A 16215-nucleotide genomic window follows, 5' to 3' on the forward strand; every position below is an offset into this window, starting at 1 on the left:
GATATGAAGTATATTATTATCGGTTTAGGAAATTACGGTCATGTGTTGGCCGAGGAATTGTCTGCGTTAGGACACGAGATTATTGGTGCGGATATTAGTGAAAGTCGTATAGATTCAATCAAAGATAAGGTTGCTACAGCTTTTGTCATTGATGCCACTGACGAACAATCATTGTCAGTGTTACCGTTGAATAGTGTGGATATAGTGATTGTAGCGATTGGTGAGAATTTTGGTGCATCGATACGTGTTGTTGCTCTGTTGAAGCAGAAAAAGGTTCCCCGCATCTTTGCCCGTGCTATTGATGCAGTACATAAAGCAGTGCTTGAAGCCTTTGATCTTGAAAGAATCCTGACTCCGGAAGAAGATGCTGCCCGTAGTCTGGTGCAACTGCTCGATTTCGGCACAAACATGGAAGGGTTCCGCATTGATCAGGATTATTATGTTGTGAAGTTCACGGTTCCAGAAAAATTTGTAGGATATTTTGTGAATGAGTTAAATCTGGATGAAGAATTTCATCTGAAAATGATAGGCTTGAAACGGGCAAATAAGATAACCAATTGCCTGGGTATTTCTCTGACCGAACTTCATGTGAAGAATGAATTATCGGCGGATGAGAAAGTGGAAGAGGGAGATGAGCTGGTTTGTTACGGCAGATACCGAGATTTCCAAACTTTTTGGAAAGCTATTTAATTTATTGGATTTCCGGTTTGCATTGATGGATCGTTACGGGATGCACTTTAACTTTGCATGCCGTAGATGTGAAATCAAGCTGCACAATCTGGCTTTGTGATGTTGCCGGTTTTCGTTGGTCGAATACAAAGTTGCCCAGACTATAAAAGATGGGCTTACCATTGAAATATTCCTCTTTCTGAATGATGTGCGGGTGATGTCCGATGATAGCATCCGCACCTGCACGAATGAGTCGGTGTGCTCCCTTTCTTTGGCTCAGAGTAGGGGAAGATTGGTATTCGATTCCCCAATGGAGAATAACGACCACATAACTTTCGGGATTCTCTTGCTTGAAGTTCCTGATTTCCTCTTCTATTTCTTCCGTGGTTTGCTGGCAAATACCGGGATCATTTTCTAAATATACCCAATTCTCCAAAGGAAGTGTAACTGAATTGAAGAGTGCTACTTTAATTTTTCCTTTCTTTATCACTACAGGTTGGCAACTCTCGGAAGAAGTATTACCATATCCTATCGGAGTGATTCCTGCCGATAAGAGATGCTGATAAGTATCTGTCAATCCGTTTCGCCCCTGATCCATAGTATGATTATTCGCTAAAGCCGCATGACTGATGCCGGCTTTAACCAATTCTTCCATCCATCTCGGTTCCGCGCGAAAGATATATTTCTTGTGTAGTGGTGAACGAACCGAAGTGACGGGACATTCCAGGTTGATTACCGTAGCGTCCATTTGATGAAAGAGAGGAGCTACCGACGCAAATAAATCTTCGACACCTCCCCGTTGAATCTGTTGGCGTACCCCTCTGTCCAAAAGAACATCTCCGGTGAAAGCGATAGAGAGACATTCTTCTGACGGGTGCTGGCAGGCAGTAAGTAATAACAGACCTATACTACCTATAATCCGGTTAATTCGGGAAAAGGATATTAGCATCCTGAACTATAAAAAACTCTGTCATCTACTTTAGGTTCTTTCTCCAACAGGATATTTTTCATCCATTCCGGGACGGCAGGCGCTTTCTTTTCTTCCAGCATTTTCTGCCACTCTTCGTCCGTGAGCCGGGTATCCAGTGGCTGGACAAACTCGTAGTAACTAAATGTGGCACCACGGGTAAGATAGAGATTACCCTCTATTTCTACTATCACATAGATATTGTTGGCATTTCCTGTTGCCACATGCAGTACTCCATTCTTATCACATCCCCTCACGTTGCGTGTATAAATATCAGCCACTACAGCTATCGACTTGTCCGGACCTTGCACTAATGACCAGTTATCCAGATGTAAATCCGGATCGAGCACAGACAGAGTGAAATATTCTATACTACTTCCCATATACTCAAGAGTGCGATATTCCTGTTCGGTCAGTTTTTCTCCCCGCAGTTCCTTTTCTGTTACTTGAATCAGAAAGCTGATATAGTCCTGCAACTGCTCAGTTTTTCCTTTCAAGTCATCCGTCAGGCAATTGCTTTGTTGCAGAACCAGTTGGGTGGCTTGCAGAATCCCTGACATTTTCTTCCAGAAAGGAAGATTCGGTTCTACATACCCCACTACGATCGGATCAGGAGGTCCGGCACCTCCACATTCTGCAGCCATGGGCTGTTCTCCGTAAAGGATCGCGTCATGCTTCAATTCAGCCCAAGATGCCAGAGCTGTATTCAGGTTCTTGTATCCCCATTCGGGTGTTTGCATAAATCCCGGCTGGCTCTTGTCCGTTTTCTGCATGGTGAACAGACTTTTCATCCATAATTCGTAGACAGATACTTGTGCAGGCTGGGAAGCTTTGAATTTATCTTTCAGTTTTTGTAATTCTCCGGTATACTGGTTCCAGTTGCCCGGTTCTTTGTAAAAATCAGTCAGTAAAGTCTCGGCGGAGTTTACTCCGAAAGCGGCAAAGACATCCAATCCTTTCGGATAAGCACGTTTGCTGTTTGGGGTGACATCTACCAATTCCTGAAGTACTTCATTATCTGCCAGATATCTTTGTGGCATAAAGTTGATTTTGTCCCGGCAGGAGATTTCTATTTTAGGTTTGATCCTATTCTTGCTTTTTGCCAGTTCAATGAGCGCTTGATTCACCTTTTCTATTTGAACCGGAGTCAATGCATCTTCAGTATATTCTGCTTTATTTTTCTTCAGAATCTGTGCAATATCGAGAAGAGAAAGATTATCAGTCTCACCCATCAGGAAAGTAAGTGGTGTATAGACGCGTTGGTATAGTTCCATTAGTGGTGTCCTGGTCATATCCTTATAACTAGATAGTACGGTAGCCTGAAAGATTGCTTGTTTGAGCTGTTCTTGTTGTTCTCTGCAAAAGCAGGCAGTTTGAAGCCACATCATAGCCTGAAAGTATGCCTGTAATTGGGGTTCACGGGTATAATGTCCGCGTGGTTTGAAAAGACTGTATGGGAAGTATGCATCTTTGTATGAAAGAAACTCCGAGAAATCATCTTCTTGTGCATTAATATGTTCTATTTCCTGTTGATATGCTTTTTGATACTTAGCAGGGAGGCTGGGCGTTTCCTTTGTCAGCAAATAATAAGGGATAGCATAAAAAGTAGCGGCATATTCTGCCATATCTTTCAGAGATTCGTCTTCTGTCTGGCGGGAGATGCTTATGCAAGTTGCGTTGAGTGATAGACATAGTCTTTCCAAAGTAGGAATGACGTGTTGTTTCTCCAGACTTTTCAGTACATAAGAGAAATACATGTGGAATGCCTGTAAATATAAGTCAGTGGTAATGAAATTGGGCACTTGGCGATAATCATTCTCTTCGTAAGCATGAAACAACTGTAAGTTACTTCCCTCTGTAATGGCAAAGTTGTTCTGTTGCAACTTGGCTAGTAATGCCTCGTCTATATCTTTGAATTGGAACAGGTTGACTATATTATTTGCATTTCCTAAATAATAAGAGTCTCGTTGAGTAAACTGTTGCTGACGCATTTCTGCCATGCGAGCATCGATGCGTTCTACGAAAGCCTTCTCTTCAGCCGTCAGTTTGACTTCATCATAGTTTTCCGGAAATTTATTCTCTCCGTCTGCCTCCGATTCATCCCATAACTTCCAGACAAGATCATTATACCATTTCGTATTGGCCGAGAAGAAAGCATTGATGTCCGCTTCCATAAAATGATAACCATGTATAGCGTATGGATAACTACGTAATAAACGTAACTCCTGAAAAGAGTAACGACTGATATCCTGCTTCAAATCAATAGATTGAGGTAGAACAGTATCGGTCAATAATGAGGTGGCAGTCATAACAGTATCTTGTGCCGATGCCGTTGAGGTGTTTTTGTTCTTGTTCTTGCATCCGCAGAGAATAAGAATTAGTGTACAGGACAGTAATAATAGTCGTCTCATGTTTTTCATTATTCTATAAATTACTATATATAAATGATAGTATCTAACGTTAACGTTCAAGAATGCGTTTGGCCTCCTTTTCTTCTGTCTCGCGTTTCAGATATCCCTTAAAATCCAGACCAAAACCTCTCCATGCATATTCCGCTATCAGAAATTTTCCAATTCGTTCCCGTTCCATGGTACGTATCAATACAGGAGTATGTTCACGAATCACTCTAAAATCTTCCAAAGGTTGTGCTACCCTCGAACCTAACCAAAGTGGGCGGATATACGCTTCATCTGCAATCCGGTAAATGAATAACCGCTTGTCAGGTTTGGGATCGAATCGGGTAGGCTTGATAACCCCCACAATAATTTCCGGCATCCCGTCTCCTGTAACATCTCCATAATCAAATTGATAGACAGGATAAGGCAATTTCCAAACAGAGTGGGAGGGTTGGTCTGTATTCAAATGAATGACATAGAGCGAATCAGATTCTTTGTTCAGAGATACTTCCATGTGTCTTTGATTTACTTGCCATTCAAACCTGTTTTCTTTCCGGCATGAACAGAACATCAGTAAAAGACCTGTAAAAATAAGGAAGTGAATCCTGTGCGACATATCTGTAACGTTTTCTTTGGCAAAGATAGACATTAACCTGTATTTACTTGCCTCTTTTCTCGTAAAAGTGAAAAGTCCAGTATATTATATATGAAAACCACCGGACTTCTCTTTAGTCAAGAAATCCGGTGGCTTATCAGATATTATAAAGCGTATGCCTTATTTCGTTTGAATACGAATATTTCCGGCTTTCACTCCATTTGCTTTGGCTGTAAATACAATTTCTCCGGCAGTTTCACCAGCTTGTATGATAGCTGTCAACATTCCGTTGAAAGTATGCATCTTCGGAAGATGGAATTGTTCCAGATTTGTCGGGTCGCCATTGGCTGCAGCACGATATTTACCGGTTCCCTTTGCAGAGAAGTTTATCTGACGATTATCAGTAGGGCATAGGTTACCATCTTTGTCTACAACTTTCACAGTCACATACGCTAAGTCTTTTCCGTCTGCAGTCAATTCGTTATGGTTGCTGACCAGTTCGATGTGATGAGGCTTTCCGGCAGTGCGAACCACTTTTTCCGCTACTGCTTTTCCATCTTTGTTATAGGCTATTACTTTTACTTCTCCCGGTTCATATACAGCATCCATCCACATCAGACGATAGCGGTTCTTCAACGAACTATTATTCTTGCTTTGTTTACCATAACTTTTACCGTTGATAAACAGTTCGGCTGTAGGATAGTTGGTATATACAAATATAGGAGTCACTTCACCTTCACGTCCCGGCCATGTCCAGTGAGGCAGAATATGCAAGGTTTCCGCATCCTTGTTCCATACACTGCGATACAAGTAATAGCGGTCTTTAGGCAGACTGGCAAGGTCGATAATACCAAACATGGAACTGTGATTGGGCCATGCATCCGTATCATAAGGTGATGGTTCGCCCAGATAGTCAAATCCTGTCCATACAAATTGTCCGATTGTCCAATGGTTATCATCGGCCAGTGCAAAGTCCTCATCCGGAATATTTGACCATGAACAGGCTTCCACATCATAAGAGGAACATTGATGGTCTTCATATTTGGCGCTTTTCTTATCCTCTACCGGGAATTTGTATATCCCACGTGAACTGACAGTAGAAGCAGTCTCACTACCCAAAATCAGATTCTGCGGGAGTTGGTCATAAGATTCCTTATAGCGTTGGGTACGGTAATTAAGTCCCGGAATGTCAATCATGGCTGCAAATCCGTTCGCAAGTACACAAGTAACCTGATCCATTCCGCAGGTGACAGGACGTGTCGGATCTTCTCGGTGGCAAATGTCTTGCAGGAATTTAGCCACTTTATAGCCGACGGGGCTACATTGGGTCGGTACTTCATTACCGATACTCCACATAATCACACATGGATTATTCCGATAATTATGGAGCATATTTACCATATCACGTTCTGCCCATTCATTGAAATAACGGTGATAACCGTTTTCACACTTGGCGATGTCCCATTCATCAAACGGTTCAATCATCATCATAAATCCCATTTCGTCACACAACGCTACGAGTTCGGGAGTCGGCATATTATGAGAAGTACGGATAGCATCACATCCCATATCTTTCAGCAATGTAAGCTGATGGCGAAGTGCTGCCACATTAATAGCGGCACCCAGCGGACCTAAATCATGATGATTACATACCCCTTGGAATTTGCGGTGTTTTCCGTTCAGATAGAAACCCTTATCAGCGATATATTCAAAGCTGCGGATACCGAAACGGGTCGTATAAGTATCCACCAGTTTATCATCTGCGTAAATTTTGGAAACAGCCTTGTAGAGCGACGGACTTTCCGGTGACCAGAGTTCGGGCGCATTTACAATAAAGTTTTGTTCGAATGGTTGTCCGTGATTAATGCGGTTCGTATTCTCTTTGCTGGTAACCACTTTTCCGTCCGGAGAAAGAATCTCTGTCTCTACACGGATTTGTGTTTTCTCACCCGCATTGTCAATCTTCGTTTGAAGACGTATGGCTGCAAAGTCCTTACTAACATGAGGAGTTGTGATTTGTGTTCCCCATACAGGCACATGCACTTTGTCTGTCACGATCAGATGCACATTGCGATACAAACCTGCTCCCGGATACCAGCGCGAGGACTGCGGACGATTTTCCAAACGTACGGCCAGCGTATTGTTCTTTCCGTCTTTATTCATTAGGGGCGTCACATTACAGTGGAAAGAGTTGTAGCCGAAAGGCCAGAAACAAGCCTCTTTTCCATTTACATAGACACGTGCTTCGCTCATGGCGCCATCAAAGAGCAGTGTCACCTCCTTATCGGCAGGAGCATCAAAACTGGTTCGATACCATCCGGTGCCTACATAAGGGAGCCCACCGGTACGTCCTGTTTTCAAGGAAGCCTTTTTCTCGAAGTTCTGTGTCACAGCTACATTCTGCAGGTCATTATTCATATCGAATGGACCGAAAATCGCCCAGTCATGTGGAATAACAACCGACTCCCATTTTGTGTCATTAAACTCCGGCTGGCTAGCCTCTTTAAAATCTCCTTTACTGAATTTCCAGTTTTTCTCGAGCAGCGTCTCACTGCGTTGCGCTTGCAATGTGCAAGCGGTGCCCATCAAAAGTACAGCTAATAACTGTTTTTGGTGTTTCATGTTCATTTTTGCTTTTCAGGTATAAAATATTTTGGATTCGGGGTAAAGTTATAAAAAATGATTCAATAATCTTATCTCTTGAAAGCATTAAATGCGTTAGTGGGTTTACCGGTATCGTCAAACAAGCCTTTGTGATAGCCTTTCCACCGGAGAAGAATCAACCAAAGTACGTTGGAGATCATTCCATTCGGGAAGCGTGTATGCTTCTATCCGGCTATCTGCATCCGTAATAGTCAATAGTGGTATCGCATTATCTGAGGCAACAACACGAGTAGTCCAATAGGCTCCGGAAGTATAATTCCAGTCCAGTGGATTTCCCTTTATTCCCGATGATGGATTCCTGTAACCGGAATTTCCTGTGGGATAAGTGCGAGTGCTGTTGCCCCGGCAGACAAGACGGTTTAGCAAACGGATCGTTCACTACTACCGCGTCCGGCATCACTTCCAGTCTCCAGACTCCCGCTTCGAAGCAATCCATGAAATAAGCACCTATCGGAAAAGGGAATATCATAGCGGTCTATATAGGGAAGGAAATTTCCCTGCTGTGTCTGTCCGGATACCAGTCCGATCGAATACAGGTTTGCGGTTTCCTGTTTTATTGATCGCTTTCAGCATCCGGTTGATATAGACTTTTACCTCTTCCTTCGTACCGGAATGACAAGGTTCATTATTGATCTCGAATCCTACGATGGAAGGGTCGTCTTTGTAAGCTAACCCCGTATATGGATTGACGTGCTTTACCAAACCATGAAGATAGGTTTCTTGTGCAACGATAGCTTCCGGATGGGAGTGCATATCGCATTTATCATATTGATAGGAGAAACCGCCCGTTTATATGTTTCGTTCGGGATATCCGTTTCCAAAGTTAGTCTGTGCGGTAATCACAATATGGATATTGCGCTCTTTGAGTTTGGTTATCAGATAGTCCATCAGGTCGAGATGCTCGTTTTCGAGGAGATTTCCTTGTTCGTCTGTTAGTTCCACATCCCATAAATGAATACGGTAAGCATTTAGCCCCAAACGGGAAATATGATATACATCTTTATCTACGGCAGCTTTGCGGTCTAGTCCCAAATATCCAATGGCACGGTAAGCATGGGCGGAAGACAGCGTATAATTAACACCGAAAAAGGAAGCCTCCTGGCGGGTGTCACTCCAACGCATTACCCCATTGCCATCTATATATAATAGGTGTAGAGGATGATTTGCCCTGCACTTTGACAAAGACGGATATCAAACAAATAAAGGTAAGGATCAACAGTCTTTTCATGCAATCAAATTTATCGGTTTATTGACAGCAACAAAGGTAAATTATTAGTAATTTCAATAAAAGCACAGATTGGACATATAAGGATAAGAATAGGACGAAATGCCTCAAAATGCCTCTACAACTCTTCATTCAGGTATTGACGTGGCGTTTTTCCGAATTCTGCCTGAAAACATTTGGAGAAATAAAAATGATTGGAAAAGCCTACTATGTCCCTGATCCGAGAATATGTTCCAGATAATATTGTTGGTTAATGACTGGATATTGCGTGAATCGTGAATGATATGCTGCAAAGGTTCTTTGTCATTCTGGTATACATAAAGTCCGTTGTAAGTACCTATATAAATTTGATTGTCCTTTGTCTGAATGATGGAATAGATGGTGTTTTGCAGGAAGCAACTGATCACCGAAGCTTCGGTCCCGAGATAGACGTTGTCGAATTGCTGATAATTTACTTTTTGCCCATATACATCATAGCAGATACAGTATATATAAATGAGTAAAAGAATCCATGAGAATGTAATTTAAACTGTGTCAGGAAAGAAAAAAGAATTAATTTTGCTAACACAGTTTTTTTTATGAACGAAGAATTTGATTTTGAAAGTATTAAGAACAAGGCTCTCGAACAACTTAAATCGGGTAAATCCTTGTTAGGTAAAGATGGTGCTTTTGCTCCTCTTTTAGAAAGTATTCTTAACGCCGCCTTGGAAGGTGAGATGGATGCGCATCTTAGTCCAACAGAGCGTGAAGAGGGTAATCGCCGTAATGGCAGGATGCATAAGCAGGTTCAAACTCCCTTAGGGGAGGTTACTGTTTCCACTCCCCGTGATCGTAATTCCAGCTTTGATCCTCAGTTTATAAAGAAGCGTGAAACGGTTCTTGCGGAGAGCGTTTCTGATCGTATTATCGGTTTGTATGCTTTGGGTAACAGTACGCGTCAAATCAGTGATTGGATGGAGGAAAACTTAGGTAATCGTGTATCTGCCGATACAATCAGTTCAATCACCGATCGTGTACTTCCGGAAATAAAGGCTTGGAAGTCTCGCAGTCTTGATTCTGTTTACCCCATTGTTTTCATGGATGCTATTCATTATAAAGTAATGGATGATCGCGGTCAGTCTGTCAGCCGCGCTATCTATAATGTTTTGGGAATAGACTCGGAAGGTCATAAAGAACTTTTAGGGATGTATATTGCTCATAGCGAAGGCGCTAATTTTTGGTTGTCCGTCCTTACGGATCTTCAGAATCGTGGTGTGAAGGATATTCTGATAGCTTGTGTAGATGGCCTGAAAGGTTTTCCTGATGCTATTGCGAGTGTTTATCCTGATACTACTGTCCAACTTTGTATTGTCCACCAAATTCGCAACTCCATCAAATACGTAGCCAGCAAGAATCAAAAGGAATTTATGAAAGACCTTAAACTTGTTTACAAAGCTGTAAGCAAAGAAACAGCTGAAATGGAACTGGATAATTTGGATAAGAAATGGGGAAAACTTTATCCTATTGTGATAAAATCATGGAGGGATAATTGGGAACGGCTATCTGCGTATTTCCAATTTACTCAAGGTATTAGAACACTTATCTACACTACTAATACTGTTGAAGGATATCATCGGCAGATTCGTAAGGTTACCAAAAACAAGGGCATATTCCCTACGGATACAGCCCTTGAAAAATTGGTTTATCTTGCTTACCGGAACGTACGTAAAAAGTGGACTATGCCTATTGCTAATTGGGCTATAATTGCACAACAATTAGCAATTAAATTTGGAGAACGATTGATTTTAATCTAATTTTGTCGCTCGTCGGGACGGGTGGTCCCGCCCCTTGCCGCTGGGCGTTCCCCGACCGAAGAGATTTTAGAGAAAAGAAGGCTTGACACAGTTTATTTTACGCTCCCGAATCCATCTAATCCGTTAGCACATGTGGCATTATTGCTTATAATTATTATCTGTATGTCAGGACTTAAACTTTGCTTGAACCAAAATAACTGTATTTTAATAACAGTTTCCAATATCCGTCATTCAGAAAGTTGGATAGAATCTCAAGATTATTGGTCTCAGCAAACTCTTTGTCCGTAAACTCACCTAAAAGTTCGAATAATACTTTTTGTCTATCTGTTTTTTCTAGATCTATCTGATTATCTTTTGCATATAACCATATCCTTCTTATCATTCTTAAAACAGGAGCATTTAATCCTAATATAGAAGTGGTAGGAAACATGGCAGTTTCATTTTTCCAAATTGTATAACCATTAGCCGTATATTCGAACTCATCATGAATAGTGTCGTACAAAACGATCGGCTCCATATATTTATTCTCTCTCTTCAGATTACAACACTGAACGATTTTTTCAGTTCTCGAAAAGAGTTTTCCATTACATGAGGCTGCCAGATTTTCATAAGCAACTGTATGTGGATAAGGTGGCGTGTTTGTTTCATTTTTATCGATGAAATCTTTAGCCAGGCAGACTTTAGCATTCAAGACTGTGTATCTTTTTAAATACTCATTATATTTTCTGCGTTCTGTGATGCTGTTTAGGATTAGATGTTCTAATGTTATCTCATCTTTCTCTTGGTTGAGCTTCTTCATGCAGTAACAACAACGATTTTCTTGTTCTGTCAATAAAACCTTTATCAGTTTATCTTTAGAGTATTCGCCGTTTTCGTCTTTATCACTTTTAAATGCTTCATACAGATCATCCGGATATTTTCCAGCTTCTTGTAGTCGTTCTAAAAAAGCGTCAATAATGGCCTCTCCCTCGTCTCTTAATTTTGTTTTATCAATATATTCCATGATGTATTATTCAAAAAGCGACTGATAAAGATGACTTGACACACCCACTGCCTCCTTGATCTTTTCTTTTAATTTATCCATCATATCTTCATTGTCCGCTTCTTTCCAATATCCATAAGCTTCAATAAGATCACGGACAAATGTTTCACGTTCTGGAGTATCCATTGAATAACGCAATCCGGAATTATAGTCCACTCCATATAAGTTTTCCACACGCTCGTTTTTGTAATCATCGTCATCTTTGTACAGCCTATAAAGTATGTTCTCACCATCCTGTTTGAAGTTGGTGATTACTAATGGTGAGTGAGTTGATACGATAAACTGTATATTGGGGAATGACTTTTGTAAACGTTCCAATATTTCTTGTGCTATCGAAGGGTGCAGATGCAGTTCAATCTCATCGATAAAAACAACACCTGAAGGATCACAGTTATGATTCAATATGTAACTTCTGTTAGCTATGTCAAAGACAATAGAGAAGATACGTTTGTAGCCTTGTGGTAGTTGTTCGAACGGAATACGATCGCCATTTTTAAAAGACATGATCAATATATCGTTCTTTCCGCGTGCTTCTATTTCCAGAGTATCCAATTCTAGTTCGGGAGTGGATAAATCCTCATGTATCGGCAATGAGAATTGTTTCATCTTTTGGGTAATAGCATCTATATAGTCTTCTTTCTCTTGATCCTCTTTAAATTTATGATTTTTCCATTGCATGGTGAAATACTGTACCCATATCTCCGTACAATTTTTTTCTTCATCCCAATTAAAAAATGCTATATTCTTGGGCAATTCCTTATTGGAATCAAGCATCTCCTGCATATCTTTTCCGATATTTGTTTTGATATGAGGATATGAATCTGAAAAGAATGCTAATACTGGAAATTGTGATTTTTCTGATAGATAATGATTCCAAAATATACTTTTGGCTTTTTGAAATAACTTTTTATCTACTCCTGATTTCGCATATTCGCTATAAAAATGCCAATTGATAGTTTCTTTATTCAATGAAGCTGTTGTCTCTATTGATACCGGATATTTATAATCATAACCATACGGACCCTCATTGCAGTATCTGGCATCGGTTACAGCAAATCCTTTCACCAATTGCTTAGAACTTGCAATAAATTCGTATTGAGGTTCATCTTTCTTTTTGGAGAAGATAAAACTCAACGACTGTTTTAATGCTGATATAATGTTAGTTTTACCCATGCCATTCTTACCGATAAAAATGGTAGTTTTTGCTCCGAATTCTATCTGATAGTCTTTGAAGTTACGGTAATTACTCAAATGTACTTTTTTTAGTTTCATGGTTAAAATAGTTATCCAATAGGACGTTTGGTATTAATTATCTTCTGTATTACATTCGCAAATGTAGGAAAAATGTCGGTTACACTTGTAAATATCCCGCTCTTTTTGTTCCTTTGCTATCTATTTATAAACAGAAAACTTACATATGAGAAAACTAATTTATTGGCTTTTATTGCCGTTGGCAGTGGCTGTGAGTGCATGTGGCGGTAAAAAAGGATCTTCAGATAATAAGTCGACACTGGCAATGATGGATAGTGTGGATGCTCACGGATTGCAGCGTATGCAGACGTCTAAGAGCGAAACCGACTTTAAGTTTAAGGGAAAAGATTATCATTCCCTCGTTTCGCGTACTCCGGATGAAAATCTGCCCCATGTGACAAACGAGATGGGAGATACTTATGTCGACAATAAAATAGTGTTGCACCTGACGCGTGGTAACGAAACCGTGTTGAACAAGACCTTTACCAAGAATGATTTTTCATCGGTAGTCGATGCGAACTTCCTGTCTAAGTCCATATTGGAAGGCATTGTGTATGACAAGACTACTCCGCAGGGAATTGTCTACGCTGCGAGTGTTTGTTATCCGCAGACAGATTTATATATGCCGCTTTCCATAACGGTCACCGCTGATGGAAAAATGAGTATACAGAAAGTGGATATGCTTGAAGAAGATTATAACGACGAAGCGCCCAATTAGGCTTGTAGGCGGGTGTTGACAGTAAAATTGCACAAATGTGAAAACATTTGAGACAAAAGAAAGGCAGCCGATGGGGTTGCCTTTCGTATTTTTGCACCGTCAACAAACTTAATACCGAATAGAATGAAGAAAAACATTTTTGCTATCTGTGTGGTAGCAGTAGGATGTACGGCACTGACCGCTCAAACCAAAGATACACAAACATTGGTTCCGCTTACCGAACGGGTAAATGTGCAGGCGGATTCGGCACGCGTCAATCAAATTATAGACGATTGCTGGGTAGCAGTAGGGACGAAAAAGTCTCATGCAATTCAACGCGACTTTACACGTCTGTTCAATGGTAAGCCTTCTTATCGTTTTGAATTGAAGGAAGATGATAACACCCTGTCAGGATATGCCAAAGGGGAAACAAAAGGGCGTGCGGAATTCTCTTATTGTTATGCAACTTCCGATGATTTCAAAGGTCTGCCTGCCGATGTTTATCAGAAAGCGCAGATCACTAAAACCGTATATCATCATGGGAAAGGCATTTGTCCGCAAGGAGCTTCCCGCGACTATGAGTTTTCCGTATATATTCCTTCTTCATTGGGTAGCGATGTCTCGACAATTTTTGCTCAATGGCATGGAATGCCGGATCGTACATTGGTACAGACTCCACAGGGTGAAGTGAAAAAACTGACGATTGACGAGTTCGTTGAACTGGAAAAGACTACGATTTTCAAAAAGAATGAAGGGCACGAGAAAGTTGCCAAGCTGGATAAACAAGGTAACCCGTTAAAAGACAAGCAAGGAAATCCTGTATATCAGGCCGGAAAGGCTAACGGATGGCTCGTGGAACAAGGAGGCTATCCTCCATTGGCGTTCGGGTTCTCCGGCGGATGGTTCTATATCAAAGCAAATTCCGACCGTAAGTGGCTGACGGATAAAGACGACCGTTGCAACGCAAATCCCGAAAAAACACCGATTATGAAACCTGTAACATCAGACTATAAAGCATCGACCATTGCTTACAAAATGCCTTATGCCGATTTTCCGAAAGACTGCTGGATTACATTCCGCATTCATATTGACTGGACAGTCTATGGCAAAGAGGCGGAAACGATTGTAAAACCGGGCATGCTCGATGTGCAGATGGACTATCAGGAAAAGGGGAAAAAGGTTAGTAAACACATTGTAGACAATGAAAAAATCATGATTGGACGTAACGACGATGATGGTTATTACTTCAAGTTCGGTATCTACCGTGTAGGTAATAGCACTAAGCCGGTATGTTACAATCTGACAAACTATTCAGAAAGGTAATTAGTCAGAAGGTAAAAAGAGAGTGATATCCGGGTGTCCTTTTGTGGGCATCCGGATATTTTTTTAGTGCTTTTACCGTTTATTTGTCAGCGCAGCAATGATATACTTTCCTGGTGCTTGATACTTTCTCTTTCGCCTGTCTTTCTTCCTCTTCCAACTGTTCCCGTTTGACTCTTCTGATGATTTCCCCTTTCTGATGTGCTCTTCCCTCTTTTTTCAGGTTTTGAGCACCGTTTTCTACTTGTGTTTTAGACTCTCTGTGAGTTGTTTTTTTACTAGCCATAATTTGCTAATTTTAACAAAGTTAATAATGCTGAAAAAATAAGTCTACATTTGGTAAGCGTGTGCCAGGTATGCAAAAAGATTTGTTTTTTTGCCGCTTGCCAAATGGTATATATATAAAATAACTAGTGATGCAAATGATGAACAAAAATGGATTTAGCCGATGTGCAGAGTTCTACATCGGTCGTTTGCGGAAGGAAGGGAGGCATTCTACAGCGCATGTCTATAAGAATGCTATTTTCTCTTTTAGCAAATTTTGTGGCACGTCCAATGTGTCGTTCAGACAGGTCACCCGCGAACGTTTACGACGTTACGGGCAGTATCTTTATGAGTGTGGTTTGAAGCCTAATACGATTTCTACGTATATGCGTATGCTTCGTAGTATTTATAACCGGGGAGTAGAAGCGGGTAGTGCACCTTATGTGCCTCGGTTGTTTCATGATGTTTATACGGGAGTAGATGTTCGCCAAAAGAAAGCTTTGCCTATCGGTGAATTACGTAGACTTCTGTATGAGGATCCCAAATCGGAGCGTTTGCGTCGAACGCAGGCTATTGCTGCCCTGATGTTTCAATTCTGTGGAATGTCATTCGCGGATTTAGCTCATCTGGAGAAATCTGCTTTAGATCAGAATGTGTTACGGTATAACCGTATCAAGACCAAAACTCCAATGAGTGTGGAAATACTTGATACTGCAAAGGAAATAATTAACCGGCTTCGTAGTAACCAGGATTCTCATCCTGATTCTCCGGATTATCTGTTTGATATTCTTAGTAGTGATAAGAAACGGACGGATGAAAGGGCTTATCGGGAATACCAGTCTGCCCTTCGTCGATTCAACAACCGTTTAAAGGACTTAGCGAGAGCTTTACGTTTGAAGTCTCCTGTCACTTCTTACACACTTCGCCATTCTTGGGCAACGACCGCGAAGTATCGGGGAGTATCGATTGAAATGATTAGTGAATCATTGGGACACAAATCTATAAAAACCACACAAATCTATTTAAAAGGCTTCGGGCTTAAAGAACGTACAGAGGTAAATAAAGGGAATTTATCTTACGTGAGGAACTGTTGTGTAGACAGATGGTAGATATATAAAATGTTGATAATCAGAAGTAAAATATGTGTGTTACTTCTTAGGTAACAGAACTTAAATTTGACGCAAAGATAGGCAAAAACACGAATAGTAAGCAAATATTCTTCCACTTTTTTTCGTTTTATCTAAAACATAGAGCAAAAAATTGTCTGAACATGAAATAATCTTATTTCCATGCTCTATACTTTTTCATTGCCTAATTCAATAGTTTTCTTAT

General features: G+C 40.8%; 13 protein-coding genes and 2 pseudogenes. 5 read left to right on the plus strand and 10 right to left on the minus strand.

The features are described 5' to 3' along the window. Positions 1–3: 3 nt before the first annotated feature. Positions 4–690: a TrkA family potassium uptake protein gene (locus tag NXV01_RS12420; protein WP_217722946.1), complete on the plus strand. Its 687-nt coding sequence runs from the start codon at positions 4–6 to the stop codon at positions 688–690. A 1-nt stretch (position 691) separates the two neighbouring features. On the opposite strand, the gene NXV01_RS12425 is transcribed toward NXV01_RS12420, so the two are convergent. The 7 genes and pseudogenes from NXV01_RS12425 to NXV01_RS12450 form a co-directional block, all read right to left on the minus strand. Next, complete coding sequence (locus NXV01_RS12425; protein ID WP_259022581.1) at positions 692–1618, minus strand: CapA family protein; 927 nt, start codon at positions 1616–1618, stop codon at positions 692–694. Continuing rightward, positions 1612–4047: a DUF3160 domain-containing protein gene (locus NXV01_RS12430; protein WP_259022582.1), complete on the minus strand. Its 2436-nt coding sequence runs from the start codon at positions 4045–4047 to the stop codon at positions 1612–1614. Before NXV01_RS12430 ends, NXV01_RS12425 begins: the two co-directional genes overlap by 7 nt. A 49-nt stretch (positions 4048–4096) precedes the next feature. Further along, a complete protein-coding gene (locus NXV01_RS12435; protein WP_259022583.1) occupies positions 4097–4546 on the minus strand; it encodes a nuclear receptor-binding factor 2 in 450 nt (149 codons plus the stop codon). Between the two features lie 261 nt (positions 4547–4807). Next, the gene (gene galB, locus NXV01_RS12440; protein WP_259022584.1) at positions 4808–7255 is read right to left on the minus strand and encodes a beta-galactosidase GalB; all 2448 of its coding nucleotides are present in this window, start codon (positions 7253–7255) and stop codon (positions 4808–4810) included. Between the two features lie 132 nt (positions 7256–7387). Then, a pseudogene (locus NXV01_RS12445) lies at positions 7388–8519 on the minus strand (cellulase family glycosylhydrolase); the annotation flags it as partial. A 115-nt stretch (positions 8520–8634) separates the two neighbouring features. Further along, on the minus strand, positions 8635–8760 hold the full coding sequence (locus NXV01_RS26030; RefSeq protein ID WP_148367976.1) for an AraC family transcriptional regulator: 126 nt from the start codon (positions 8758–8760) through the stop codon (positions 8635–8637). Then, a pseudogene (locus NXV01_RS12450) lies at positions 8723–9040 on the minus strand (two-component regulator propeller domain-containing protein); the annotation flags it as partial. The pseudogene NXV01_RS12450 and the gene NXV01_RS26030, both read right to left, overlap by 38 nt. Positions 9041–9094: 54 nt before the next feature. Here NXV01_RS12450 and NXV01_RS12455 point away from each other — a divergent pair. Beyond that, positions 9095–10309: an IS256 family transposase gene (locus tag NXV01_RS12455; RefSeq protein WP_258980034.1), complete on the plus strand. Its 1215-nt coding sequence runs from the start codon at positions 9095–9097 to the stop codon at positions 10307–10309. Positions 10310–10481: 172 nt separating this feature from the next. Here the strand turns inward: NXV01_RS12455 and NXV01_RS12460 are convergent, their stop codons facing one another. Both NXV01_RS12460 and NXV01_RS12465 read right to left on the minus strand, forming a co-directional pair. Then, the gene (locus NXV01_RS12460; RefSeq protein WP_148367962.1) at positions 10482–11312 is read right to left on the minus strand and encodes a hypothetical protein; all 831 of its coding nucleotides are present in this window, start codon (positions 11310–11312) and stop codon (positions 10482–10484) included. A 6-nt stretch (positions 11313–11318) separates the two neighbouring features. Then, positions 11319–12623: an AAA family ATPase gene (locus tag NXV01_RS12465; protein ID WP_259022585.1), complete on the minus strand. Its 1305-nt coding sequence runs from the start codon at positions 12621–12623 to the stop codon at positions 11319–11321. Between the two features lie 145 nt (positions 12624–12768). Between NXV01_RS12465 and NXV01_RS12470 the strand changes: the two genes are divergently transcribed. Both NXV01_RS12470 and NXV01_RS12475 read left to right on the plus strand, forming a co-directional pair. Beyond that, complete coding sequence (locus tag NXV01_RS12470) at positions 12769–13320, plus strand: DUF4738 domain-containing protein (RefSeq protein ID WP_195650178.1); 552 nt, start codon at positions 12769–12771, stop codon at positions 13318–13320. 123 nt (positions 13321–13443) lie between these two features. Next, positions 13444–14622, plus strand: coding sequence for a heparin lyase I family protein (locus NXV01_RS12475; RefSeq protein WP_148367959.1), 1179 nt, complete (start codon positions 13444–13446; stop codon positions 14620–14622). Positions 14623–14701: 79 nt separating this feature from the next. On the opposite strand, the gene NXV01_RS12480 is transcribed toward NXV01_RS12475, so the two are convergent. Then, complete coding sequence (locus tag NXV01_RS12480; RefSeq protein ID WP_259022586.1) at positions 14702–14905, minus strand: hypothetical protein; 204 nt, start codon at positions 14903–14905, stop codon at positions 14702–14704. Positions 14906–15041: 136 nt separating this feature from the next. On the opposite strand from NXV01_RS12480, the gene NXV01_RS12485 reads away from it, so the two are divergent. After that, positions 15042–15992, plus strand: coding sequence for a tyrosine-type DNA invertase cluster 3b (locus tag NXV01_RS12485; protein WP_309569300.1), 951 nt, complete (start codon positions 15042–15044; stop codon positions 15990–15992). Positions 15993–16215 lie beyond the last annotated feature (223 nt).

Origin of the sequence: Bacteroides sp. BFG-606, assembly GCF_024788145.1 — a bacterium.
GTDB classification, from domain to species: domain Bacteria; phylum Bacteroidota; class Bacteroidia; order Bacteroidales; family Bacteroidaceae; genus Bacteroides; species Bacteroides vicugnae.

Excerpts from the sequence above, each read along its gene's own strand:
- NXV01_RS12420 (WP_217722946.1), top strand. The coding sequence starts at position 4 with ATGAAGTATATTATTATCGGTTTAGGAAATTACGGTCATGTGTTGGCC.
- NXV01_RS12425 (WP_259022581.1), bottom strand. The coding sequence starts at position 1,618 with ATGCTAATATCCTTTTCCCGAATTAACCGGATTATAGGTAGTATAGGT.
- NXV01_RS12430 (WP_259022582.1), bottom strand. The coding sequence starts at position 4,047 with ATGAGACGACTATTATTACTGTCCTGTACACTAATTCTTATTCTCTGC.
- NXV01_RS12435 (WP_259022583.1), bottom strand. The coding sequence starts at position 4,546 with ATGGAAGTATCTCTGAACAAAGAATCTGATTCGCTCTATGTCATTCAT.
- galB (WP_259022584.1), bottom strand. The coding sequence starts at position 7,255 with ATGAACATGAAACACCAAAAACAGTTATTAGCTGTACTTTTGATGGGC.
- NXV01_RS12455 (WP_258980034.1), top strand. The coding sequence starts at position 9,095 with ATGAACGAAGAATTTGATTTTGAAAGTATTAAGAACAAGGCTCTCGAA.
- NXV01_RS12460 (WP_148367962.1), bottom strand. The coding sequence starts at position 11,312 with ATGGAATATATTGATAAAACAAAATTAAGAGACGAGGGAGAGGCCATT.
- NXV01_RS12465 (WP_259022585.1), bottom strand. The coding sequence starts at position 12,623 with ATGAAACTAAAAAAAGTACATTTGAGTAATTACCGTAACTTCAAAGAC.
- NXV01_RS12470 (WP_195650178.1), top strand. The coding sequence starts at position 12,769 with ATGAGAAAACTAATTTATTGGCTTTTATTGCCGTTGGCAGTGGCTGTG.
- NXV01_RS12475 (WP_148367959.1), top strand. The coding sequence starts at position 13,444 with ATGAAGAAAAACATTTTTGCTATCTGTGTGGTAGCAGTAGGATGTACG.
- NXV01_RS12480 (WP_259022586.1), bottom strand. The coding sequence starts at position 14,905 with ATGGCTAGTAAAAAAACAACTCACAGAGAGTCTAAAACACAAGTAGAA.
- NXV01_RS12485 (WP_309569300.1), top strand. The coding sequence starts at position 15,042 with ATGATGAACAAAAATGGATTTAGCCGATGTGCAGAGTTCTACATCGGT.